Source organism: Cutibacterium nasicola (assembly GCF_052654715.2).
Genome location: NZ_CP199745.2, coordinates 823,478 through 846,419, shown reverse-complemented (window position 1 = coordinate 846,419; position 22,942 = coordinate 823,478). Strand labels below are relative to the sequence as shown.

Genomic DNA, 22,942 nt, shown 5'->3' with positions numbered 1-22,942 from the left:
CTGACTAGGTATTTCACCCCAGAATAACGCAACCGTTTTGGTTCGAATTTATGGTGTTGGCGACTCCTAATAGGTAGTCTCCGTGGGTCCTAATCAGTCAAGTCCGGACGACGATCACGAGTGAGCAACAACGACTCCTCTCGTCTCCATTCGGCGATACGGCCGTGGTGCCCACTCATGAGGACCTCAGGGACATCCATCCCTCGCCATGACACTGGTCGAGTGAACAGCGGGTACTCCAACAGTCGTTCCTGGCCCGGCGAGAACGACTCCTCCGCGAGGGACTCCGGGTTACCCATGAATCCGGGGATCAGACGGACGATGGCTTCGGTGATCGCCAGGGCAGCGACCTCTCCCCCGTTGAGGACGTAGTCGCCCAGACTCAGTTCATGGACGGTCCACATGGTTCGCGCGTAGTCGATAACCCGGTGATCGATGCCCTCGTAGCGTCCGCAACAGAAGACGACCCGCTCAACCGTCGACAGCTCCTGGGCAGCGGACTGTGTGAACGGAATTCCGGAGGGAGTCGGGAAGATCACGTGGACCGACGGATCGGGTTCAATACCAATGATCCCGTCGAAGGCCTCGCCCCAGGGATCAGGCTTCATCACCATGCCGGCGCCGCCGCCACACGGGGTGTCGTCGACAGTGCGGTGGCGGTCATGGGTCCAGTCGCGCAGGTCATGGGCGCGGACATCGACCAGACCGTTGTCGGCAGCCTTTCCCACCAGGGAGATGTCGAGAACGTTGAAGTACCCGGGGAAGATCGACAGGTAGTCCAGCCTCATCGTCACCTCGCCTCCTCGGCGTCGTCGTCGAGAAGTCCAGGGATGCTGGTGACGACGATCTTGCCGGCGGCAACGTCGACGGTGGGGACGAGCTGCCGGACCAACGGCACCAGATGCTCCTCGCCGTTGACATCAATGGCGAGTACGTCCTGGGCGGGCATGTGGAGAACGTCCTTGACGGTCCCCCGCACCCGACCGGTCTCGTCGACGACTGCCAGGCCTCGCAACTGACGATCCCAGAACTCTTCAGGATCGGCTGGCTCCTCGTCGGCCCCGACGTCAACCACCAATACCGATCCTCGCAGCTCCTCGGCACCATTTCGATCAGCGACCTCCTTGAAGGCCACGATGAGACTGTCCTTGGCCCATCGAGATCTGACAACTGTCAGCTCTCGCCGAGTCCCTTCGATGCGAACCATCGCACCGACATCGAACCTCTCGTCGGGCTCATCTGTCCGAACTTCGACGACAACGTCTCCGCGCAGGCCATGGGCACGTCCCACCCGACCGACGACAACCTCCATCGTTGCCTGCTGTTCCACTGTGACTCCTGAACCTCGTGGGTATTGCCGCGCCTGCGGCTGAACAAAAGCGTCAAACACGACAATGGGCCGCAGCCCCGCCTGAGCGGGACCACGGCCCATATTGCCAATTGATTGGTGCGTCAGAGAACTGGCGACTCAGTGACGACGGCCACGGTGATCGGAACGGCGTCCCGAACCACGGCGGTCGACGTCGACGAAGTCGATCCTGATCTGCTCATCCCCGGCCAGGGCATCAATGACCGTGCGCAGCGAGGAGGCCGTACGGCCCTGACGACCGATAACCTTGCCGATGTCGGAGGGGTTGACACGCACCTCGAGCATCTGGCCGCGTCGCAGGTCCTTCTCCCAAACCCGGACGTCGTCAGGATTGGCGACGATGCCGGAGACGAGGTGTTCCAGGGCGTCGGCGAGCACGATCAGGCCTCAGCCTTCTCGTCGGACTTCTCCTCGGTGGCTGGCTCAGCAGCCTCCCCGGCAGCGGACTCCTCAGCCTTCTTGGTAATGGCCTCGCGCGGGGCCTCGTCAGCCTCGGCCAGAGCGGCGTTGAACAGATCGTCCTTGTTGGGACGCTCAGCCTGCGGAGTCACACCGGAGGCCGAGGTGTCGCCGGTGAACTTCTGCCAGTCACCGGTGCGCTTGAGCAGGGCAACGACGGCCTCAGTCGGCTGGGCGCCGACGCCGAGCCAGTACTGGACACGCTCGGAGTCGATCTCGATCACCGAGGGGTCGTTCTTCGGGTGGTACTGGCCAATCTCCTCAATGGCACGACCGTCGCGCTTGGTGCGCGAGTCCATGACGACGACACGGTAGTGCGGGGTACGAATCTTGCCGAGACGCTTCAGACGAATCTTGGTAGCCACGTGTGTGGTATCTCCTGTAGTGAGACGCCCGGGACGAGACCCGGGAAGTTACGGGTGAGTGCGGATCGCGATGTGGGGACACCGCAACCGAACTCGGATGGAACCGTCCGCCGGTTTGAGAGGGCACCGAACAGACATGAACTCTGAGTATTGTGCCACATCCAGGGCGCCCACGCGAGTCCGGGGGCTTGTCCGGCCACCCGTTACCGAATGACGACCGTTACCGAATGACGACTCGGCCTCTCAGCAGGATGTGGGTGGGAGACTCCAAGACTCCGACATCCACCCTCGGGTCGCGATCGAGGACGAGAAGGTCGGCGGAATCCCCAGTTCCCAGTTGTTCGCCACCCAACCAGGCACGGGCTCGCCAGGATGCTGCCCCCACTGCCATCTCTGCTCCCCCGACTGTCGCCAACAGCCTTACCTCCGAGGCGATCAGACCATGTTCGATGGTGCCACCGGCATCAGTACCGGCGTACATCGCAACGCCGGCATCGAAGGCCTTGCCGATGGTCTCCATCCGGTGGGCATGCAGATGGCGCATGTGGTCTGCATAGGTGGGGAACTTGGCGTCAGCCTGAGCTGCGATGGACGGGAAGGTCTCAATGTTGACCAGGGTTGGGACGAGTCCGACCCCGCGCTCGGCCATGGTGGCGATGGTCTCATCGGTCAGGCCGGTTCCGTGCTCGATGCAGTCGATGCCGGCATCGACGAGCTGGGCGGGAGCTTCCTCGGAGAAGCAGTGGGCCGTGACACGGGCGCCGAGCTCATGAGCACGATCAATCGCCTGCTTCGCGATGTCAGTTGGCCACAGCGGTGCCAGGTCCCCCTCGGCACGGTCGATCCAGTCTCCGACGAGCTTGACCCAGCCGTCACCCGCTCGAGCCTGGCGATCCACCTCGGCGACGAGGTCTTCCGGATCGACCTCGGCCGCGTAGTTGCGGATGTAGCGCTTGGGACGAGCGATGTGACGTCCGGCACGGATGACTCGAGGCAGGTCGTCGCGATCGTCAATCCAATGGGTGTCGCTCGGCGACCCCGCGTCGCGGATGAGGAGGGTGCCGGTCCTCGCCTCGGTACGCGCCTGGTCCTCAGCCGTCTCCTTGTCGACGCCACCATGACCATCCAGCCCGATGTGATTGTGGGCGTCAACCAGACCAGGGATGATCCAGCAACCGTCGGCGAGGGTGCGAGCGCCCGGCAGCGGTCCCTCGACCAGAACGCCGTCGTGAACCCACAGCTCACGCTCCTGTCCGTCGGGCAGGACAGCTCCCCGGATCCGCAGATCCTCGGCAGGAGCAGTGTGAGCCGCGGGAGCAACGTGAGTGTGCGTCACCCCGCCATGGGTGTGGGTGTGGAACAGCGGCTGGGTGTCGTCGGTCATGTCCCCATCGTGACACGAAGCCGCGGGAGACGGCACGCCAGATCAGCGCGGACCCTTGTTGGTCTGGTTGAACATCTGCTGCATCGCCGACGGCATCTTGAATTCGCTCATCGCCTTCTGCAGGTCTTCCTGGCTCGGCTGTGGCTGTCCCTGCAGGCCGAAAGCCTCGCCGCTGTTCTGCTGCGGCTTCTCGACAGCCTTGCGGGCCTGGGCCGCACGCTTTGCCGGGTTACCAGAACCCTTGCGGTTCTTCTGCTTCTTCTTGGACTGTTTGGAGCCGCGCTTGGCCATCGACCCCATCATGCGGCCAGCACCCGGACCCATCATCTGGCCCACCTGGCTCATCATCTTACGAGCGTCGACGAAGCGGTTGACGAGGTTGTTGACGTCGCGAACCTCGACGCCGGAACCCTTCGCGATGCGGGCGCGACGCGAACCGTTGAGGATCGAGACATCGGCACGTTCTGCCGGGGTCATGGCGCAGATGATGGCCTCGATACGGTCGATCTCACGTTCGTCAATGTTGTCGATCTGGTCCTTCATCTGGCCCACACCGGGCAGCATCCCCATGATCTTGGACATCGGACCCATGCGGCGCATCTGGCGCATCAGGCCCAGGAAGTCATCGAGTCCGAACTCCCCCTTACCAGCCATGATCTTCTGGGCGGCAGCCTGGGACTGCTCCTGGTCGAAGGCTTTCTCGGCCTGCTCGATGAGGGTGAGCATGTCGCCCATGTCGAGGATGCGCGAGGCCATCCGGTCCGGATGAAAGACGTCGAAGTCCTTGAGTCCCTCGCCGGAGGAGGCGAACATGATCGGCTTGCCGACCACGCGGGCTATGGACAGGGCGGCACCACCACGGGCGTCGCCGTCGAGCTTGGTGAGGACGACTCCGTCGAAGCCGACTCCCTCTTGGAAGGCCACTGCGGTGTTGACCGCATCCTGACCGATCATGGCGTCGACGACGAACAGCGTCTCGTCAGGATTGGTGGCGGCCTTGATGTCGGCAGCCTGGGCCATCATCTCGGCATCGACACCCAGACGCCCGGCGGTGTCGATGATGACGACGTCATAGAGCTTGCGTTGGGCCTCGGCGACGGCGTCACGAGCCACCTGGATGGGATCGCCGACACCATTGCCCGGCTCCGGGGCGAAGACGTGCACACCGGCCCGCTCACCGACAACCTGCAACTGGGTGACCGCATTGGGACGTTGCAGGTCGCAGGCGACCAGCAGCGGCGAGTGCCCCTCCTCCTTGAACCACCGAGCGAGCTTGCCCGCCAGGGTGGTCTTACCGGCGCCCTGAAGACCAGCGAGCATGACGACGGTCGGGGGGGTCTTCGCGAACCGGACCGTACGGGTCTGGCCACCAAGGATCTCGACGAGTTCCTCGTTGACGATCTTGACGATCTGCTGAGTGGGGTTGAGCGCCTTCGACAATTCCTCGCCGTGGCAGCGTTCCTTGACCGCCGCGACGAATTCCTTGACGACCGTCAGGTTGACGTCGGCCTCGAGAAGGGCGATGCGGATCTGACGAGTCGTGGCGTCGATGTCGGCATCGGTGAGACGCCCCTTGCCGCGCAGTCCCTTGAAGGTGGATGCGAGGCGGTCTTGGAGAGTGTCGAACACGGTTGTCCTTCAGCGCGCTGGTTCCTTACCCGGACAGCCTACCGTCCCGGACAGCCATGATGGTTCAGTGCGAGGTCACAAACCAAACTGGCCCAGCCATTCCAAGCACTGCTGGACGTAGGGCATGTACACGGTGTTGCGGTGCCCACCTCCATTCAACACGATGAAGGTGAACTGCTTGTGGCCCTTGGCGAGTCGATGAAACCGCCCACCGTCGGGTCCAACCTGGCCGTCAATGATCGCGGGGTCTCGCCCCGGGCCCCAACTCTGCACGTCACTGCGATTGAGGACGGACAGGAATCGCACGCTGCGGTCGACCTTCTTCTCCTTCACCCTGAGCACCACTGAGTTGTCGTCGATGAGCGGCTGAGTGACGCTGCTGAGAACCGCCCCGTCGAACGTGGGGTGGTAGTACCCGCCGATCCCGAATCCAGCGTTAAAGGTCTTCGGATACTTCGTGGTGAGGTTGGCCGAACAGTATCCGCCAGAGCTCCACCCACTGAGGAAGCGGGATCCCCGCTCATGCCCCACACGGTACTGCGACTCGATGTGGGGGATGATGGTCTTCATGATCCACGATTCGTGGTGGACCGAACCGACGTCGAGGCATTCGCTGTCAACGCCATTGCGGATACGACCGGGCAGGAAGACAATGACGAATGGATTGATCTTTCGACCCTTGACCAGTTCCCGGGCTGGTGCAATGAGGTCCATGGAGACGTTGTCGTGATCGCCGGTGTCGTTGACTCCCCCGATGTAGTACAGCACCGGGAAACGGGTGCCCTGCTCGGACTTCTCGAAGTACTGCGGCGGCAACCACACCGGAACGTGGGCGTACCGAGGATCCGCGCCAGGCATCGCCGACCTCGCCAGCTGCCCGTTGGGATGCGGATTGTCCTTGCTGACAGGGATGTCCTTGACCTTGGTACGACGAATCGGGACAAGATCGTGGACCGGACCTGCCGGCTCGACCTCGCCGAGCAGGTCTGACCAGCTGGTGAAGAACCCGTATTCACGGTTGATGTAGAGGAAAGCCCCCACGATCAACAGCGCCTGGGCCAACAGGATCACCACGAAATGGCCCAGTCCACGCAAGGCCTTGCGCCACCATCCGTCCGTGCCGCGCACGGCACGCCATATGACGAAGGCCAGCGGTAGCGCAAAGGCCACGATGAGGGCAGCAGTGCACAGCTCAGGGCTGAGAATGCTGACCATCATCGCGGCAGCAGGCAGCAACATCGCATCGGTCACCAGACGATTCCTCGTCAGTGACCATCAGGGTCATAACCCATGAGACCGGTGACGAAGCCCTCGGCATCAAAGGGAGCCAGGTCGTCAGGCCCCTCACCAAGACCGATGAGCTTGACCGGAACACCCAGCTCACGCTGCACCTGCACGACGATGCCACCCTTGGCGGAGCCGTCGAGCTTGGACAGCACGATGCCGGAGACGTCAACGACCTCGGAGAAGATACGAGCCTGGGTCAGGCCGTTCTGGCCGGTGGTGGCGTCGAGAACGAGCAGGACCTCGCTGACGGGAGCGAGCTTCTCGATGACGCGCTTGACCTTGCCCAACTCGTCCATGAGGCCAACCTTGGTGTGAAGACGACCAGCGGTATCGACGAGCACGACGTCAACGCCCTCGTCGATACCGGCCTGAACAGCCTCGTAGGCGACCGAAGCGGGATCAGCCCCTTCGTCCTTACGGACGGTACGCACGTCGACGCGCTCGCCCCAGGTTTCCAGCTGCTCCCCAGCGGCAGCTCGGAAGGTGTCCGCGGCGCCGAGGAGAACCGTCTTGCCCTCGGCAACCAGGACGCGGGCCAGCTTGCCGCAGGTCGTCGTCTTGCCAGTGCCATTGACGCCAACCATGACGATGACGGCTGGCTTGTCCTCGGGATGGTCGAGGTTGATGGTGCGATCCATGTTCGGACCGACAAGGTCAACGAGCTCGCGATGCAGCACCTCGCGAGCGTGATCCGGGTCGCGGACACCGTCAATCGCCAGTTCGGAGCGCAGTTTCTCGACCAGTTCGGTAGTCGGGCCAACACCAAGATCAGAGGTGATGAGAGTGGTTTCGAAGTCATCCCATGTGTCGTCGTCGAGCTTGTCAGCGCTCAGGAGCTCTGCCAAGCCACGAGCCAAGGCGTTGTTGCTGTTGGCCAGACGTCGGCGAAGTCGGGCCATCCGGGAGCCCGCGGCCTCCGGGGTCTCAACCTCGGGCGCAGGAGCGGGGGCAGTGGCCTCGCCAGTCTCCGGCTTCTCCTCACCAGTGGCCTCGGGGCCCTTGGTCGGGGTCTGCTCAACCTCCGCAGGCTTGGAACCCTCGCGAAGAGCCTTACGTCGTGAGAGGCCAGCCGTGATGGCGGCAACCACCGTCACGAGGACGAGGATGCCAGCAATGATCCAAATCAGGTAAGTCAGGTCCACGTCCGCCGATATTAGTCGCTCGTATCACGCCACCAGGGATTCGCAACGTCTCAACGGCGTCGGATACCGCTGAGATCCTCCCCAACGCGAGTGGCGGTATGGCGCCAGAAACTCGCATCGGGATCGTCACCAGGATGGCGCAAACCAAACATCACCACAGCACAGACGCTCAGCGCGACCGCCAGGATAAGAATCATCGCGATGATGAAAACGACCATCCGAGCACGACCTTTCCGTCAACCGGGTATCGAGTGCAGGCTACCTGATGCGAGGTGTCTCTCAGACGTGCTGACGAACCTGGGACGAGTCATCCGCGTCGAAACTTTCCGGAGAAACAACGGGAGCCACCATGGGAACCTCACCTGAGTGGGTGACCGCTCTGAATGTCCACAACTTGTTGACGACGAAGTTGATGGGCATGGTCACGATGACGGCGAAGATCTGCGACCAATACTCACGCGAGTGAAACCCCTTGCTCTCGTGGAACCACGGCTCGGGAAGGTAGATCGGGGAGGTCGGGTTGGTGAACAAAACCTTGATGAACATGCCAATGATCGCTGCCACGGACCCCACAGCGAAGAAAGGCCAGAACTCATGCCACCAGCCACGGCGATGCTCCCTCTTGAAGGTCCAGGAGCGGTTGAGTTGGAAGTTGGTGACGTTGGCCACCACGAAGCCCACCAGCCAGACAAGGCTGGTGAACCGGAAGTTCCATCGTGTTCCCGCCAGGCTGAACAGGATGTCCTGGGCATGCTCAGTACCACCATTCAGCTTGTTCATGATGATGGCAACGACAATGTTGACCACGAATCCCGAACCACCCACGATTCCGAATTTCAAGAACTCGATGACGTGACGCCTCTTGATACGTCGTCTCACAGGTGCGGATGGCTCAGTGCTCACCCGCAGCATGATATGCCCTGTTGAACAAGGACAGGAAAATGAGCTTGTGAACACTGGCCACCCCGAGAAGGAGGCAGGTCATGCGGTTGTGGAGCCTCGACCCCGCCCTGCTGGACCGGGCTGCACTTGTCGCCGGCTGGAGGGAAGGCCTGCTGGCCCAGAAGGTGCTCGCAGGCCACACTCGTGGTTATCGTCACCACCCCCAACTGGAGAGGTTCAGAAGCGCAAGTTCCGGTTCTCTGACAGCCGCCTTCTTGACAGCTCTGGCCCACGAAGCCGCTGAGCGTGGCTACCGCTTCAACCAAACGAAGATCACCTGCGATCCGGCGCCATGGGGGTCGCTCACCGTGACATCTGAGCAGCTCGATTAAGAGATGGAACACCTTCGCACCAAGGTCGCCGCCAGAGCACCGGAGTGGCTTCCCCGTCTCGACGAGCCGCGCCCTCACCCGCTTTTCGTCGTCATACCAGGACCTGTCGAGCCGTGGGAACGGATGTGACCAGGTCACCGGCGCAACCGCTGACACTTCGGGCAACGGTGTGACGACCTGTTCGCGAAGGACTCCCGGACGATGGGGGTACCACATCGTCGACACTCCTTGCCCTGGCGTCCGTACACGTCAAGGGTTCGGTCGAAGTACCCCGACTCCCCATTGACATTGACGTACAGGGCATCAAAGGACGTCCCTCCCTGGGCAATCGCCTCGGCCATCACCTGGCGCGCGGTCTCCAACAACTCCACGGCCTTGCGTTGGCGCAGGCGCGAGCACGGCGTCTCCGGGTGACACCGAGCTCGCCACAGTGTCTCGTCGGCATAAATGTTGCCGACTCCGGACATCAGTGTCTGGTCGAGCAGACTGCGCTTGACAGTCGACATGCGTGCGCGCAGTCGTCGCGCGACCTCATCAATGTCACAAGAATCCTCGAAGGGATCAGCAGCGATATGGGCGACCGGCCCGGGCACGCCGTTGATCAGCGGGGCGACAGTGAGTCCGCCAAAAGTGCGCTGGTCCAGAAAACGTAGGTCGCGGCGGTCGTCAAGGCCGATGACAACACGGGTATGGCGATGTCGTGGGGTTCCCCTGTCGACGACACGGAACTGTCCACTCATCCCCAGATGGGCCAACATCGCCGTGCCGTCGTCGAGGACGAACCACAGGTACTTGCCCCGCCGATTGACGGCGGTGAACTGGCGACCGGTCATCGTCGCCTCGAAGACTCTGGCCTCCTCCGAGCCACCGGTGGGGCGTAGACCGCGGGCATCAACGACGTTCACACGCTCGACGATGGAGGGAATGATGAGGTTCTCGAGTCCTGCTCGTACCGTTTCGACCTCAGGAAGCTCAGGCACCGGTGCGAGGAGGGTTCAGTGCGGCGACCGCGAGCTGGGCCGCCCCCTGCTCGGCCTCCTTCTTGTTGTGTCCGGTGTAGGCAGCGTGCAGCTTGCCATCCACTCTTGCCCTGGCACAGTAACGGCGATTGTGGTCCGGGCCTGACCCCACGATGTCGTATCGCGGAGCGTCAAACCCCTGCTCAGCGCAGTACTCCTGGAGAACTGTCTTCCAGTCGGTGCCAGCTCCGGATCGATCCGCCTCGTCAACGAGGGGATCGAAGAGATGGTGGATGAGACGCAGGGCGTCCGGCAATCCCGAGGACAATTCAACGGCGCCCAGCAAGGCCTCGGTGGTGTCGGCCAGGATCGACGTCTTGTCATGGCCGCCGGTCCGTTCCTCGCCCTTGCCCAGCTTGACGCGCGGCCCGATGTCAAGACGACGGGCCAACCGCCCCAAGGACACCGTGCTCACAACCGCTGACCTCAACGTGGCGAGTTGACCTTCCGGCTTGTCCGGGAAGGCGCGATACAGGTAGTCCGTCACGCCGACCTCAAGGACGGCGTCACCGAGGAACTCCAACCTCTCGTTGGTGGGAATCCCACCGTTCTCAAAGGCATAGGAGCGATGTGTGAGCGCGAGATCGAGGAGTTGGGGGTCACATCTGATCCCCAACTCCTCAAGAAGACCCAGAAAGGGCCATTCGCCGTACTCGGGTGAACTGACGTTCTGGCCGTTTCGTGCGCTCACGGTGCCGATCTCAGACCTCGGCAACCTGACGGCGATCGCCACGTGGGCCGTACTCACCGCAGGAGGGGCACGCGGTGTGAGGCAAGTGCTTCTCACCACACGCCGGGTTGGCGCAGGTGACGAGATTGGTGGCAACCGTCTTCCACTGCGAACGACGGTGCCGGGTGTTGCTGCGGGACATCTTCCGCTTCGGGACGGCCACGATCTTCTCCTTGGTGTGCTTCAGGTGTGACATCCGTCGTGGACGGATGCCGTTCGGGACGTTCAGGACTTGTCCGAATCATCCTCACTGACGAGCCCTCGCAGAGCTGCCCAGCGTGGATCGATCCGATCCGGGTGGTCATGGTCCGGGTCGTCGTTGAGGTTGGCGCCGCAGTCTGGACAAAGTCCCTCACAGTCGTCGCGACACAGCGGACTGAAAGGCAGGTTCAGCACCACCGTGGCACGGACGACGGGGTCAAGGTCGATCGTTTCCTCGGCGCTGACCCGGCTGGCATCCTCCTCAGCCTCCTTGTCCGGGTAGAAGTACAGCTCCTGGATGTCGCGGACGAGATCCTCCACGATGGGATCCAGACAACGAGCACACTCCCCCTTCAGGGTGGCTTCGACGGTCCCGGTAACGAGAACTCCTTCACCCACCGATTCCAACCGAAGGTCGAGATCGAGAGGGAAGTCCTCGGGAACGCCGATCATGTCGACGCCGAGATCCGCCGGAGCGGGCACCGTCCGTTGAACCCGGATCATCTGACCCACTTGCCGACGCAAGGAATGGGTCTCGATGACGAGATCCGAGTGTGCGTCGGGGTGGCGATGGGTGGTATTCATCGCAAAGATCCCTTCGACCGGTGGAACACGACGAGGTCATGACCGACCGTCCACTCTACATCGGGAGTCGACACCCGGCCAAAACTGTGCGCCGGCTTGACTGGGAGCGCTGTTTCAGGCACTCTGAACTAAAGCGTATTAGTTCTCTGAGGCCCGACACCGACGCTGGAGTCGGATCCCTCTGAGGACCCCTTCAAGGAAGAAGAAGAGAACATGGCAAATCTCACCATCGGTCGACGTCAACTTCTCGGTGGTACGGCCACGCTGGCAACTGTCCTGGCTGCCAGCGCCTGCGGCATGAGCGGATCGGGAGACAAGCCGTCGAGCCAGGCATCCGTCGACACCTCCGCCAAGCTCGAGGGCAGCATCCAGTTCCAGACGTGGTCGCTCAAGAACGAGAAATTCACTCCTTACTTCGAAAAACTCGTCAAGTCCTTCGAGACGAAGCATCCTGGCACGACCATCAAGTGGGTCGACCAGCCGGGTGAGGGCTACGAGGAGAAGGTCCAGCAGCAGGCCACCGCCGGCCAGCTGCCCGACGTCGTCAACATGCCCCCTAACTTCGCGTGGCAGCTCCTCAAGGCCAACAAGGTCATGGACCTCAAGAAGGCCGATGCCAAGACTATTGACACATACACCAAGGGCGGCATCGACGCCTACACCTTCGATGGCCATGAGGGTGTCTACGGCTACCCGTGGTACCTCGGCACCGACCTCAACTGGTGGAACACCCAGGCCTTTGAGAAGTACGGCCTCGATCCCACGAAGCTGCCGACCACCCTTGACGAGCTCCACGAGCAGGCCATCACCATGGCCGAGAAGTCCGGCGGCACGATGCCCCTCATCTCCACCGCTCCGACCCTCGGCGATCTCGCGGCCCAAGGTGTCGAGGTCTTCAAGAACGGCAAGTTCACCTTCAACACCGACGAAGCCGTCACGATCATCGAGAAGTACGTCGAGCTCTACGCCAAGAAGGCCATGCCGCCGGAGGTGCTACAGAACAACTACCTGGGCAACTCCAAGCTCTTCATCCAGGGTAAGGTCGCATGGACCACCGGCTCAGCCTCCTTCCCGGTCGACCTCAAGAAGGACGCTCCGAGGCTCGCTCCGTACGTCGCGATGACCAAGCGCATCGGTGTTCCCCCGTTGTTCGTCCAGGGTATTTGTGTTTCAAACGACTCCAGGAACCCGAACTTGGCGGTGGCCTTCGCCCAGTACGTCACCAGCAACGCGAACCAGGTCGAATTCGTCAAGCTGGCCCAGGGCTTCCTGCCCGGCACCAGGAAAGCGAACGAGAACCCGGGGTCCTTCACCTCGGTCATCGATGATCCGCAGATGAAGAAGGCTGCCGAGGCTCTCGCGGAGGAGATGGAGGATGCGCAGATCGGTGAGCCGATGGCATACACCGACGCCATGAAGGCTTACGTCGGCCAGCAGGTTTCCTCGGCCATGCGTGGTGACATCAAGGCCAAGGACGCTCTTGACAAGGCCGTCACGTACTGCAACGACCACATCGCAAAGTGATCTCCCTGCCGACCCCGTTCCCACGCGGGGCCGGCTCACCTCCCGCCTGACAACGCCCCTACCCCGCCAAGGATCTGCGCCCATGAACTCCCACCGCTGGTACACCCCGTGGTTGTTGGTGGCTCCGGCAGTCGTGTGGACCGTCGTGTTCGCCCTCTACCCCTTCATCAACACGATCATCCTGTCCTTCACGAACACCCGACCCCTCGTCGGCGGGGAGTTCATCGGTTTCGACAACTACGTCGAGTTGTGGCACGACACCATGTTCTGGAATGCCATGGCGACAACCTTCATCTATGTCATCGTGTGCATCCCGCTCTTGACGATCTTGCCGTTGCTGTTGGCCCTGCTCGTGGAGAAGAAGATCCCTGGGATCTCGTTCTTCCGCACCGTCGCGTACTTCCCGGTGATCGCCTCGGTCGTCGTCGTGGCCCTCATCTGGAGCTGGATGTTCGACTCCCGTGGTCTCATCAACCAGTCCCTGCAGTGGATGGGTGCCACGAGCAGCCCCATCCCCTTCCTCGTCGATCGGTGGAAACTGTTGGGTTGCGCGATCCTGCTGACGGTGTGGAAAGGCCTCGGGTATTACATGATCGTCTACCTCGCAGCCCTCGGAAACGTCGACCATGATCTCCATGAAGCCGCCGCCCTCGATGGGGCAGGCAGCTTCCAGCGTTTCCGCAATGTCACCGTCCCCGGGATCAGGCCGGCCATGGTTCTCATCATCGCTCTCATCGCGGTGTCCGGAATGCGAATATTCTCCGAGCTCTACGTCCTCACGAATGGAACCGGTGGCCCAGGTGGTGAGGACTCCAGCCTGGTCATGATCATCAAGCAGGTCGGTACCGGCTTGTCCGGACAGCTCGGCTACGCGTCGGCCCTGTCAGTCGTACTGTTCTTCCTCACCCTCATTCCGTTGGCAGCCATAGGTTGGGCCAACAACAAGGACCTACGGTCTGACCGCAAGCCCAAGCGCGCTGGGCATCGTGCCTGCCGGACTGCAGCCGTCCAGGCCACCATGAAGGAGACGATGGCATGAGCACCTCGAGCGCAACCCGTCCGGCCAAGCCGAAGCCGTGGCGTAGCCGACGGGTGTTCGACCCGACCCGTCCCACCCTTGCGGGACTCATCGGGCGTTACATCCTGCTGGTCTTCGTCGCCATCATCTCGATCGGCCCCTTCCTGTGGCAGCTGTCCACCTCGCTCAAGGGCGTCAGCGAGGACATCTATTCCTTCCCACCTCACCTCATCCCGCAGGACTTCAGCGTTGACGCCTACCGTCGGGTGGCCCATGTCGTCCCGATCTTCAGCTATGCCTGGCACTCAGTCCTCGTCGCCACAGTGTGCGTCATCGGAAACGTCGTGCTGGCCTCCCTGGCCGGTTACGCGCTGACCTGCATGAAGTTCCGCGGCAAGAGGGTCGTCATGGGCATCCTGCTGTCAGTGCTCCTGCTTCCCGGTGAGGTCACACTGACCAGCCAGTACCTCGTCATCAAGGGCATGGGCCTGGCCAACACCCTGGCCGGCGTCGCGATCCCAGGTGTCGTCGGTGCCATCAACGTGCTCCTCATGGCCACCGCCTGTCGGGCGGTCCCGCCGTCAGTCCTCGACGCAGCAACCGTTGACGGGGCCAACACCTGGGCCAAGATCCGGCACGTGGTGTGGCCCAACATCAAGGGAATGGCCTCGGTTGTCGCGGTGTTCTCCTTCATCGGTGCCTGGGATGACTTCCTGTGGCCATTGGTCGTCCTCAATGATCCTGACAAGTACACCCTGACCGTTGGCATGCAGTACCTCAGCTCAACCATGTCGACCGACCCACGCGAGGTGGCAGCCGGAACGGTCATCGCCCTCATTCCGATCATCGCCGTCTTCGCCTCAATGCAGAAGGTCTTCTTCCGTGGTGTGGAGAGCGGCGGTGTGAAGGGCTGAGCGTCCTACACACGAGTGAGGAGACGGTCGGAACTCGCAGGGTTTCGACCGTTTTGTCCTGCCTCGTCCAGAGGTGGATGGACGTTCAGAGCTGGGCCGTGGAACCCCGGACGACGAGTTCAGGTGGCTGCTCGGTGATGTCCTCCACGTCCTGGCCCGCAATGATGCTCATCAGCATGGCTACGGCGTCCCTACCCAGAAGTGACGGATCACGACGCAAAGCGGTGATCCCAGGCGGTATCACTCGACACGTCGGAGAATCCTCGAAGGACACGACGGAGACGTCAGCAGGAATCCGCAATCGGTGTTGTGCCAGGGACGTGATGCCCCCCAGAGTCAATACTTCATTGTCATAGACGATGGCGGTGGGACGGTCGGGCCTGGAGAGAAGAGCACTGGTCTCCTGCAGTCCGGACTGCTCGGAGTAGTCGCTGGCCGCGGCCTCGAGGACGACGACTCCGTGGCTCCTTGCTTCCTGGGCGAAGACTTGGCGCCGGACCATGCTGTGCTCGAGGGTCGGGTCACCGCCGATATGGGCAATGCGACGATGACCTCGGTCAGCCAAGTGGTTGACGATGCTCCGCGCGGCAGCGGCATCATCAATATGGACGCCCGGCAATGGGGTGTCCTTCGTGGCTCCGACGACGGTGCACGGCATGTTGATCTGCGACATGAGGGACCACCGTGGGTCGTTGCGGGCCGGATCGACCAGGACGACGCCGTCGACACGGTGCTGGGCCCACCACTGCCGATGGATCTGGCACTCCTCCTCAGCAGACCTGACCAGCTGCAGCACCAAGGCCGTGCGAGCAGGGGTGAGAACCTCCTCCATCCCCGCGATGAGGTGGAGAAAGAACCCTTCCCCGGCAAAACTACGATCGTCACGGGCAATGACGAGACCGACGGCACCGGCTCGGTTGACCGACAACGCCTTTGCGGCGACGTTCGGACGCCATCCCATGTCCTTGGCCACAGCCTTGATACGAGCTCGGGTAGCCTCAGAAACTCCAGGCTTGTCATTGAGGGCAAAGGACACCGCGCCCGGCGACACACCGGCGACTCTGGCGATGTCCTTGATCGTCGTCCTGCCCATGAAGCCACGGTCCCTTCCGGAAGCATGCATGCCCTGATGGGCGCAGGCCACACGGCATCCTCGCCCTGGAGCACATGGCCTTCACCCGCGCAGCATCATCCTAGGGCCAAACCGGAGAATAGGTAAAACGTTTCAGCGATGCCTTCACGATGACCTCCAGAGCGGTTCATTGGCTATTAGGGTGGGAGTCCCCAACGCTGGGAGACGCCATGCCTCAGACAACCTGTCTTGCCACAGATCACTACCGCATAACCCTCATCACCGATCGACTCATTCGCTGTGAGTGGCGCGACGACCCTACGGAGCCCTTCGAGGACCGACCGACACAGGTGGTCGCGGACCGCACGCCCCACGAGGTCACCAACACCATTGATGAGGAGAATGGCCATATCGTCATTCGAAACCGGTATTACGAGCTTCGCTACAACGGCATGGAGTTTTCCCCGGAAGGGCTGCACGCATCGATAACGAGCGTCGGCAATTACCACGCCGTGTGGCACTGGGGCGATGACCCACTCTCGCAAACCCCATTCGGAATCCCCACCAATTTGGGCGGGACCGCTCGCACTCTCGACTGCGTCGACGGCCGTTGTGACATGGGCGCAGGTGTGGCGAGTGCGCAGGGATGGGCCGTCCTCGATGATTCTCATTCACTCGCACTGGACGATGATGGATCCACCCCATGGCCCCAACCGGTACGTCGGCACAACCCAGCTGACTCCGGCGGCAAGGATGTCTACCTCTTCCTCCACGGCCACGACTTCGCGGCCGCGGTCGCGGATTTCTACCGCATCACCGGACCGCAACCGGTTGTTCCGCGATGGGCCCTCGGCAACTGGTGGTCCCGGTACCACGACTACGGCGCCGATGAGTACGAGGCGCTCATGGATCGCTTCGAGGCGGCCCGAATCCCGCTGTCGGTCGCCGTCATTGACATGGACTGGCACCTCACCGACATCGACCCTGCTTTGGGACACGGCTGGACTGGTTATACATGGGATCGAGAACTCTTCCCCGATCCTCGCGCCTTTCTCGATGACCTTCATCGTCGTGGTCTGCGCACTAGCCTCAATCTGCACCCCGCTGACGGCATCCGCCGTCATGAAGAGTGTTACCGGCAGGTCGCCACTGACATGGGGGTCGATCCGGACTCGGGTGATCCCATCCCCTTTGACATTGCTGATCCCCGGTTCGCCAAGGTCTACGTCGAGGACGTCCTTCACCCCATGGAGGAGGAAGGGGTCGACCTGTGGTGGGTGGACTGGCAGCAGGGGCAGACGTGCTCAGTACCCGGATTGGACCCGCTGTGGATGCTCAACCACGTTCACCACATTGATTCCGGGCGCCCACGTCCCGAGGGACGCCGTAGCCCGCTGACCTTCTCCAGATACGCCGGTCCGGGCTCTCACCGCTACCCCATCGGGTTCTCGGGCGATTCCGTGATCTCCTGGGAGACTCTGAACTTCCAGCCCGAGTTCACGGCCACCGCCTCCAACATCGGTTACGGCTGGTGGAGCCATGACATCGGCGGGCACCTCTTCGGATCCCGTGATGACGAGCTCATGGCTCGCTGGGCCCAGTTCGGGGTGCTCTCCCCCATCAATCGGCTGCACTCGACCAAGGACGAGTTCGGGTCCAAGGAGCCGTGGCATTACCGCGCCGAAACCGAGATGGTGATGACCCGATGCCTACGGATGCGTCATCGCCTCATCCCATATCTGCACAGCGAGAACCTCTCGGGTCATCGCGACCTGTGCCCACTCGTCCGACCGCTTTACTGGACACATCCGGAGTGGGAGGAATCCTATGTCGATCGCAACGAGTACTGGTTCGGCAGCCAACTCCTGGTGCGACCGGTCACCAGCAAACGCGACCCTGCGACGGGGCTCGCAACCACCCGAACATGGTTACCTCCTCTTGAGGATGGTCTTAGGTGGGTCGACCTCCTCACCGGGCTCACCTATTCGCCACAGCGTTTCGTCACCATGTCTCGCACCATTGACGAGGTTCCCGTCCTCGCCAAGTCTGGAACCATCATTCCGACCGCAACTGACCCCTTGGCCAAGGGGGACGTGACAACCGATCTCACCCTGGTCGTCGTCCCAGGTGCTGCCGGTCACTTTGACTTGCTCGAGGACGACGACGGTCTGAGGACAATTCCTCTCAGCCTCGATGCCGACGGACTCCTGCAAATCGGACCATGCGGAGGTCCACGCACGGATGTGACGCGACGATGGCGCGTGAGCGTCCATTCAGGAGGACGTCCCATCACGATTGACCTGGGACGGCATCGTCTGGACGAGGTCGTCGAAACGACCATTCCGGCCTCGTCTGACTGCGTCGATGACCTCATGGCGAGAGCCATCACGCTCATCGACGATGCTCAGATCGAATTCACCACGAAAACTCGCCTGGCACGCCTGTTGCGAAGTGGCCGTCCTGCCCTCGACCTCATCGCGATGCTGCTGGACCAGGAAGCGCCCGAACCTCTTCGCAACGCCTTGTTGGAGATCGTCTGGGCAATTCCTTCCGAACGAGTTGCCTAAACCGTATTAGTCACTACACTTCAATGTGGAAACTATCCGTTGTCAATGTCGCAACCGCCAGGGAATCCCATGCATGATCACGCGCCCATTCTTGACGGTCGGGTGCACCGTCATCTCGCTGAGAAGATTCGCCCCGCCGAAACCACCACGGTATGCCAACTCGACGTCGAGTGGGCTCCCGTCACTGACGCCATCGAGGGACCGAACAGTCGCCCCGGAGTCCGCGGACAGGGAGAGCCCATCTCAATCAGCGAGGGGCTGTCAATGAGCTACGAGCCATTCCGGGTGGGAGACAAGTGGGGCCCGCCATGGGGAACGACCTGGCTCCATCTCACGACCACCGTTCCACCGGAGCATCGCGACGACCATCTCGAGATGATCGTCGACCTCGGCGGTGTATGGGACTCCCCCGGCTTCCAGTCCGAGGGTCTTGTGGTGCGTCCGGACGGGTCGGTCGTCAAGGCCCTCAATCCACGCAACACGTGGATTCCCGTCGAGACCGACGCAGATGGTCACATCGACATCTACGTCGAGGCTGCATCCAACCCGATCCTGTTGGCCCAGCCCCCCTTCCAGCCGACCGACGACGGCGACAAGCTCACTGCCTCGACTGACGCCTACTACACCCTCAAGCGAGCTGATCTGGTCGTCGTCCACGACGAGATCCGCGAACTCATCGCTGACATCGTGACCCTGTCCGGTGTGGCTGCCCAGCTGCCGGAGGATTCGGAACGCCGGTGGGAGATCCGTCGCGCTCTGGATCGTTCCATGGACAGAATCGATCTTTTTGACGTCATTTCCACGGCGTCAGCGGCTCGCACCCAGTTGGCCCCCGTTCTCGCTCGTCCGGCTCATGACTCTGCCCAGACGATGACGGCCATCGGCCACGCTCACATTGACTCTGCCTGGCTGTGGCCGCTGCGGGAGACCCGGCGCAAGGTTGCCCGAACTATCTCCAACCAGCTCAATCTCATCGAGAACGACCCCACGCATCTGTTCGCCTTTCCGGCTGCTCAGCACTCGGCATGGCTGGAGGTGGACCATCCTGACCTTTTCGCCAAGTTGCAGAAGGCAGTCGCCGACGGACGGATCATCCCGGTCGGAGGCATGTGGGTGGAGTCTGACGCCAACCTGCCTGGTGGCGAGGCGATGTGCCGTCAGTTGCTCTACGGGCAGCGCTACTTCATGGAGAGGTTCGGCCATCACTGCCCCGAGGTGTGGCTGCCTGACTCCTTCGGTTACTCGGGAGCCCTGCCGCAGCTGGCCAAGTTAGCCGGTGCTCAGTGGTTCCTGACCCAGAAGATCTCGTGGAACCAGGTCGACAAGTTCCCCCACCACTCCTTCTGGTGGGAGGGGATCGATGGCACCCGGATCTTCACGCATTTCCCGCCGGCCGACACCTACGGTTCCGATCTCTCGGCTCGGGACCTCGAGCACGCCCGGTCCAACTTCCAGGACAAGGGCCGCGCCAATTCCTCCTTGGTGCCTTTCGGCTATGGAGATGGCGGCGGTGGTCCCACTCGCGAGATGCTCGCCCAGGCCCGTCGTGTCACCGATCTTGACGGATCCCCCAAGCTGGCCATCGAGCCTCCGGCCACGTTCTTCAGCCGCGCCGAGGCCGAGCACGAGGATCCGGGCGCCTGGGTTGGGGAGCTCTATCTCGAGCTGCACCGCGGCACATTCACCAGCCAGTACGAGGTCAAGAAGGGCAACCGTCGCAATGAGCACCTGCTGCGCGACGCCGAGCTGTGGTGCGCCACCGCAGCGGTACGCGGCCTGATGGACTACCCCGGTGAGCGGTTGGCCGAGATCTGGCGGACCATCTGTCTCTACCAGTTCCACGACATCCTGCCTGGATCGGCGATCGCGTGGGTGTATCGCGAGGTCGTCGCCGATCACCGGCGCATCTCTGACGAACTCACCGAGCTCATTCACCATGCCCAGGAGCTGCTAGCCGGAGAGGGTGACGAGCAGGTCGTCTTCGATTCTTCTCCGATGACTCGTCCGTGGGCTTCCACCGTGGCCATGGGGGCCGGAGTTGCTCCGGCAATTGCCCACGGGGTTCAGGCTGAGGATGCGGCTGACGGATTCATCGTCGACAATGGCCTGCTGCGTCTTACCGTTGACGAGCATGGCCTCATCACCCACCTCGTCGACCCTGCTTCCGGTCGCGATGCCATTCCGGCTGATCAGCGTGGCAATCTTCTTCAGATTCACCCTGACTTCCCGAACATGTGGGACGCGTGGGACATCGATCCCTTCTACGCCAACAACGTCACCGACCTGGATGATGGCAGGGCCACCATGTCCCGCAACGGTGATTCGGTGACCATCAGCGTCACAAGGACGTTCGGGGATTCCCGGGCCACCCAGTCGCTGACCGTGAATCCGGGAGATCCGCGCGTCAAGGTGCGCACCCATGTCGACTGGCACGAACGAGACAGTCTGCTCAAACTGTCCTGGCCGGTGGACGTCCACACCGATCATGCCGACTATGAGATCGAGATGGGTCACATCTCCCGTCCCACCCACACCAACACCTCGTGGGATGCCTTCCGCTTCGAGGTTCATGCCCATCGCTGGGTGTACATCTCCGAGCCCGGTTTCGGCGTCGCCATCGCCAACTCCGGTACCTATGGATGGAATGTGTCCCGCCATCCCAAGGACAACGGTGGCACGTGGTCGATGGCCCGCGCCTCCCTTCTCAAGGGAGCCCGCTACCCCGACCCGCGCGCCGACGAGGGAGAGCATGACTTCTTCCACACTCTGCACGTCGGAGCCGATCTCACCGATGCCGTGCGTGACGGGTATGCCGCCAACCTGTGCGTGCGTCGTCGTCAGGGATCGCCGGTCGATCCACTGGTCAGCGTCGAAGGCATTGCGGTTGAGGCCGTCAAATTGGCTGAGGATGGCTCTGGTGATGTCATCGTCCGGCTATACGAGCCCTACGGGCGTCATGTTCACACCACGATGACGGTGGGCTTTGATGCCACGTCCGCCGTCGAGTCCGACCTGCTCGAGGACCCCCTTGAGGGCAACCCGCACGCCCAGGTCGATCCGTCAGTCATCACCGCTGGCCTTGCTGACGACACTATCGGTCTGTCCATGCGCCCCTTCCAGGTTGCGACCTTGAGGTTGGGACGCAACCGATGAGGATTGGCGTCAATCACACACCGTCACAGGGATGGTTCCACAGCTGGCTTGACCTCGATATCGATGCGGCACGACGCGATTTCGAAGCAATTGCACGACTGGGCCTCGATCACGTACGGATCTTCCCACTGTGGCCGTTGTTGCAGCCCAATCGCGGTCTGGTGCGTCCCCGCGCCCTCGATGACGTCATCTCCGTCGTGCGCGCAGCTGGCGAATTCGACCTTGAGGTCACCGTCGACGCCCTCAACGGCCATCTGTCGAGTTATGACTTCCTGCCCTCCTGGGTGGTCACATGGCACGAGTCAAATCTCTTCACCGATCCGCTCGTCAAGGCTGGCCAGACCGAACTCATCAGCCAACTGGCAACACGCCTGCGGGAAGAGCCGAACGTCACCGGTATGACGGTGGGCAACGAGTTCCCGCAGTACGCTGCTCTGGCCCCGGGGCACCATCATCCGACGCGCAGCGGGTGCACCGTCGATGAGGCCCAGACGTGGTTGGAGACGATGCTCGGGACCATGCGGGACCAGTGGCCGGACGGACGGTTCTGGTTCGGGTTCGACGACGACCTCTGGTTCGTTGACGATCATCCCTTCACCCCGCGTCACGCCGTCACCCTGGGCTCATCGACGACCATCCATTCCTGGGTGTTCGCGCAGGTCGGACCGCACTTCGGGGAGGGACATCCCGCCCTCACATGGTTCCCGCGCTATCTGCTCGAACTGGCCCGGGCCTGGAGTCCCGATCCCCACCGTCCACTCTGGCTGCAGGAAATTGGTGCGCCTCGCAGCCATGTTCCCGACGACCGGGCAGCGGACTTCGTCACGTCGTCCCTGGCCTCGGTGGCCACCACCCCGAGTCTGGAGGCGGTGACATGGTGGTGCTCCCACGACGTGTCAGACCAGCTGTTGGATTTCCCGAAGCTGGAGTATTCGCTCGGCCTGTTCACCAACGACGGCAAGCCAAAGCCGGAAGCCCTGGCCATGTCGGACGTGCTGCCCGATTTGCATAACGCTCAGCCCCAGGAACAGGCCGATGAGCCGCTGGAATTCAGCGCGGACTGGGCCACCGGGGCGGGACGGTCGGTGTCTTTCCCCATGGGCGATCTCTTCGCCCGATGGGTTGATGAAGCCATACAGACCGGACGAGCACCCAGGCTCGTCTTTCATCCCACCCATGGGCTCACAGGCCGAGAGGCCCTCGCCGGTGCTCTAGCCCGCTGACCTGTGTGACTGCGACCTCATGCTCGA

General features: G+C 62.3%; 22 protein-coding genes. 7 read left to right on the top strand and 15 right to left on the bottom strand.

The features are described from left to right. Positions 1 to 89: 89 nt before the first annotated feature. From trmD to ACUCCZ_RS03825, 10 genes are all read right to left on the bottom strand, one after another. Positions 90 to 788 carry a tRNA (guanosine(37)-N1)-methyltransferase TrmD gene (gene trmD, locus ACUCCZ_RS03870; protein ID WP_435918157.1) on the bottom strand — a complete coding sequence of 233 codons (699 nt, stop codon included), beginning with the start codon at positions 786 to 788 and terminating at the stop codon, positions 90 to 92. Between the two features lie 2 nt (positions 789 to 790). Beyond that, positions 791 to 1,330: a ribosome maturation factor RimM gene (gene rimM / locus ACUCCZ_RS03865; protein ID WP_435918005.1), complete on the bottom strand. Its 540-nt coding sequence runs from the start codon at positions 1,328 to 1,330 to the stop codon at positions 791 to 793. A gap of 138 nt (positions 1,331 to 1,468) precedes the next feature. Beyond that, positions 1,469 to 1,747 (bottom strand): RNA-binding protein, encoded by a 279-nt coding sequence (locus tag ACUCCZ_RS03860; protein ID WP_435918006.1) that lies wholly within the window; start codon positions 1,745 to 1,747, stop codon positions 1,469 to 1,471. A gap of 2 nt (positions 1,748 to 1,749) precedes the next feature. Next, positions 1,750 to 2,193, bottom strand: a complete 444-nt coding sequence (gene rpsP / locus ACUCCZ_RS03855; RefSeq protein WP_435918007.1) for a 30S ribosomal protein S16 — start codon at positions 2,191 to 2,193, stop codon at positions 1,750 to 1,752. 220 nt (positions 2,194 to 2,413) lie between these two features. After that, positions 2,414 to 3,577 carry an amidohydrolase family protein gene (locus tag ACUCCZ_RS03850; RefSeq protein ID WP_435918008.1) on the bottom strand — a complete coding sequence of 388 codons (1,164 nt, stop codon included), beginning with the start codon at positions 3,575 to 3,577 and terminating at the stop codon, positions 2,414 to 2,416. A 42-nt stretch (positions 3,578 to 3,619) separates the two neighbouring features. Further along, positions 3,620 to 5,206, bottom strand: a complete 1,587-nt coding sequence (ffh, locus tag ACUCCZ_RS03845; protein ID WP_435918009.1) for a signal recognition particle protein — start codon at positions 5,204 to 5,206, stop codon at positions 3,620 to 3,622. A gap of 75 nt (positions 5,207 to 5,281) precedes the next feature. Then, a complete protein-coding gene (locus ACUCCZ_RS03840) occupies positions 5,282 to 6,424 on the bottom strand; it encodes an alpha/beta hydrolase (protein ID WP_435918158.1) in 1,143 nt (380 codons plus the stop codon). 47 nt (positions 6,425 to 6,471) lie between these two features. After that, on the bottom strand, positions 6,472 to 7,635 hold the full coding sequence (ftsY, locus tag ACUCCZ_RS03835; protein WP_435918010.1) for a signal recognition particle-docking protein FtsY: 1,164 nt from the start codon (positions 7,633 to 7,635) through the stop codon (positions 6,472 to 6,474). 50 nt (positions 7,636 to 7,685) lie between these two features. Continuing rightward, positions 7,686 to 7,853, bottom strand: a complete 168-nt coding sequence (locus tag ACUCCZ_RS03830; protein ID WP_435918011.1) for a hypothetical protein — start codon at positions 7,851 to 7,853, stop codon at positions 7,686 to 7,688. 61 nt (positions 7,854 to 7,914) lie between these two features. Next, the gene (locus ACUCCZ_RS03825; RefSeq protein ID WP_435918012.1) at positions 7,915 to 8,547 is read right to left on the bottom strand and encodes a GtrA family protein; all 633 of its coding nucleotides are present in this window, start codon (positions 8,545 to 8,547) and stop codon (positions 7,915 to 7,917) included. A 71-nt stretch (positions 8,548 to 8,618) separates the two neighbouring features. On the opposite strand from ACUCCZ_RS03825, the gene ACUCCZ_RS03820 reads away from it, so the two are divergent. Further along, positions 8,619 to 8,909, top strand: coding sequence for a pyrimidine dimer DNA glycosylase/endonuclease V (locus ACUCCZ_RS03820; RefSeq protein WP_435918013.1), 291 nt, complete (start codon positions 8,619 to 8,621; stop codon positions 8,907 to 8,909). A 134-nt stretch (positions 8,910 to 9,043) separates the two neighbouring features. Here ACUCCZ_RS03820 and mutM read toward each other — a convergent pair whose 3' ends face one another. The 4 genes from mutM to ACUCCZ_RS03800 all read right to left on the bottom strand — a co-directional run bounded on the left by mutM (position 9,044) and on the right by ACUCCZ_RS03800 (position 11,444). Beyond that, complete coding sequence (gene mutM, locus ACUCCZ_RS03815) at positions 9,044 to 9,889, bottom strand: bifunctional DNA-formamidopyrimidine glycosylase/DNA-(apurinic or apyrimidinic site) lyase (protein ID WP_435918014.1); 846 nt, start codon at positions 9,887 to 9,889, stop codon at positions 9,044 to 9,046. Continuing rightward, positions 9,882 to 10,619: a ribonuclease III gene (gene rnc / locus ACUCCZ_RS03810; protein ID WP_435918015.1), complete on the bottom strand. Its 738-nt coding sequence runs from the start codon at positions 10,617 to 10,619 to the stop codon at positions 9,882 to 9,884. Before rnc ends, mutM begins: the two co-directional genes overlap by 8 nt. A 10-nt stretch (positions 10,620 to 10,629) precedes the next feature. Further along, a complete protein-coding gene (rpmF, locus tag ACUCCZ_RS03805; protein WP_435918159.1) occupies positions 10,630 to 10,821 on the bottom strand; it encodes a 50S ribosomal protein L32 in 192 nt (63 codons plus the stop codon). Positions 10,822 to 10,883: 62 nt separating this feature from the next. After that, complete coding sequence (locus ACUCCZ_RS03800) at positions 10,884 to 11,444, bottom strand: YceD family protein (protein WP_435918016.1); 561 nt, start codon at positions 11,442 to 11,444, stop codon at positions 10,884 to 10,886. Positions 11,445 to 11,657: 213 nt separating this feature from the next. Between ACUCCZ_RS03800 and ACUCCZ_RS03795 the strand changes: the two genes are divergently transcribed. The 3 genes from ACUCCZ_RS03795 (at position 11,658) to ACUCCZ_RS03785 (ending at position 14,900) form a co-directional block, all read left to right on the top strand. Continuing rightward, entirely contained in the window at positions 11,658 to 12,968 is a 1,311-nt protein-coding gene (locus ACUCCZ_RS03795; RefSeq protein ID WP_435918017.1) for an ABC transporter substrate-binding protein, read from the top strand. 82 nt (positions 12,969 to 13,050) lie between these two features. Beyond that, positions 13,051 to 14,007 carry a carbohydrate ABC transporter permease gene (locus ACUCCZ_RS03790; RefSeq protein WP_435918018.1) on the top strand — a complete coding sequence of 319 codons (957 nt, stop codon included), beginning with the start codon at positions 13,051 to 13,053 and terminating at the stop codon, positions 14,005 to 14,007. After that, entirely contained in the window at positions 14,004 to 14,900 is an 897-nt protein-coding gene (locus tag ACUCCZ_RS03785) for a carbohydrate ABC transporter permease (RefSeq protein ID WP_435918019.1), read from the top strand. The genes ACUCCZ_RS03790 and ACUCCZ_RS03785 overlap by 4 nt, the downstream gene beginning before the upstream one ends. Before the next feature lie 85 nt (positions 14,901 to 14,985). Here ACUCCZ_RS03785 and ACUCCZ_RS03780 read toward each other — a convergent pair whose 3' ends face one another. After that, the gene (locus ACUCCZ_RS03780) at positions 14,986 to 15,993 is read right to left on the bottom strand and encodes a LacI family DNA-binding transcriptional regulator (protein WP_435918160.1); all 1,008 of its coding nucleotides are present in this window, start codon (positions 15,991 to 15,993) and stop codon (positions 14,986 to 14,988) included. A 209-nt stretch (positions 15,994 to 16,202) separates the two neighbouring features. Here ACUCCZ_RS03780 and ACUCCZ_RS03775 point away from each other — a divergent pair, with 209 nt between their 5' ends. The 3 genes from ACUCCZ_RS03775 (at position 16,203) to ACUCCZ_RS03765 (ending at position 22,915) form a co-directional block, all read left to right on the top strand. Next, the gene (locus tag ACUCCZ_RS03775) at positions 16,203 to 18,539 is read left to right on the top strand and encodes a TIM-barrel domain-containing protein (protein ID WP_435918020.1); all 2,337 of its coding nucleotides are present in this window, start codon (positions 16,203 to 16,205) and stop codon (positions 18,537 to 18,539) included. A gap of 69 nt (positions 18,540 to 18,608) precedes the next feature. Further along, on the top strand, positions 18,609 to 21,692 hold the full coding sequence (locus ACUCCZ_RS03770; protein WP_435918021.1) for an alpha-mannosidase: 3,084 nt from the start codon (positions 18,609 to 18,611) through the stop codon (positions 21,690 to 21,692). Next, complete coding sequence (locus tag ACUCCZ_RS03765; protein ID WP_435918022.1) at positions 21,689 to 22,915, top strand: glycoside hydrolase 5 family protein; 1,227 nt, start codon at positions 21,689 to 21,691, stop codon at positions 22,913 to 22,915. The genes ACUCCZ_RS03770 and ACUCCZ_RS03765 overlap by 4 nt, the downstream gene beginning before the upstream one ends. Positions 22,916 to 22,942 lie beyond the last annotated feature (27 nt).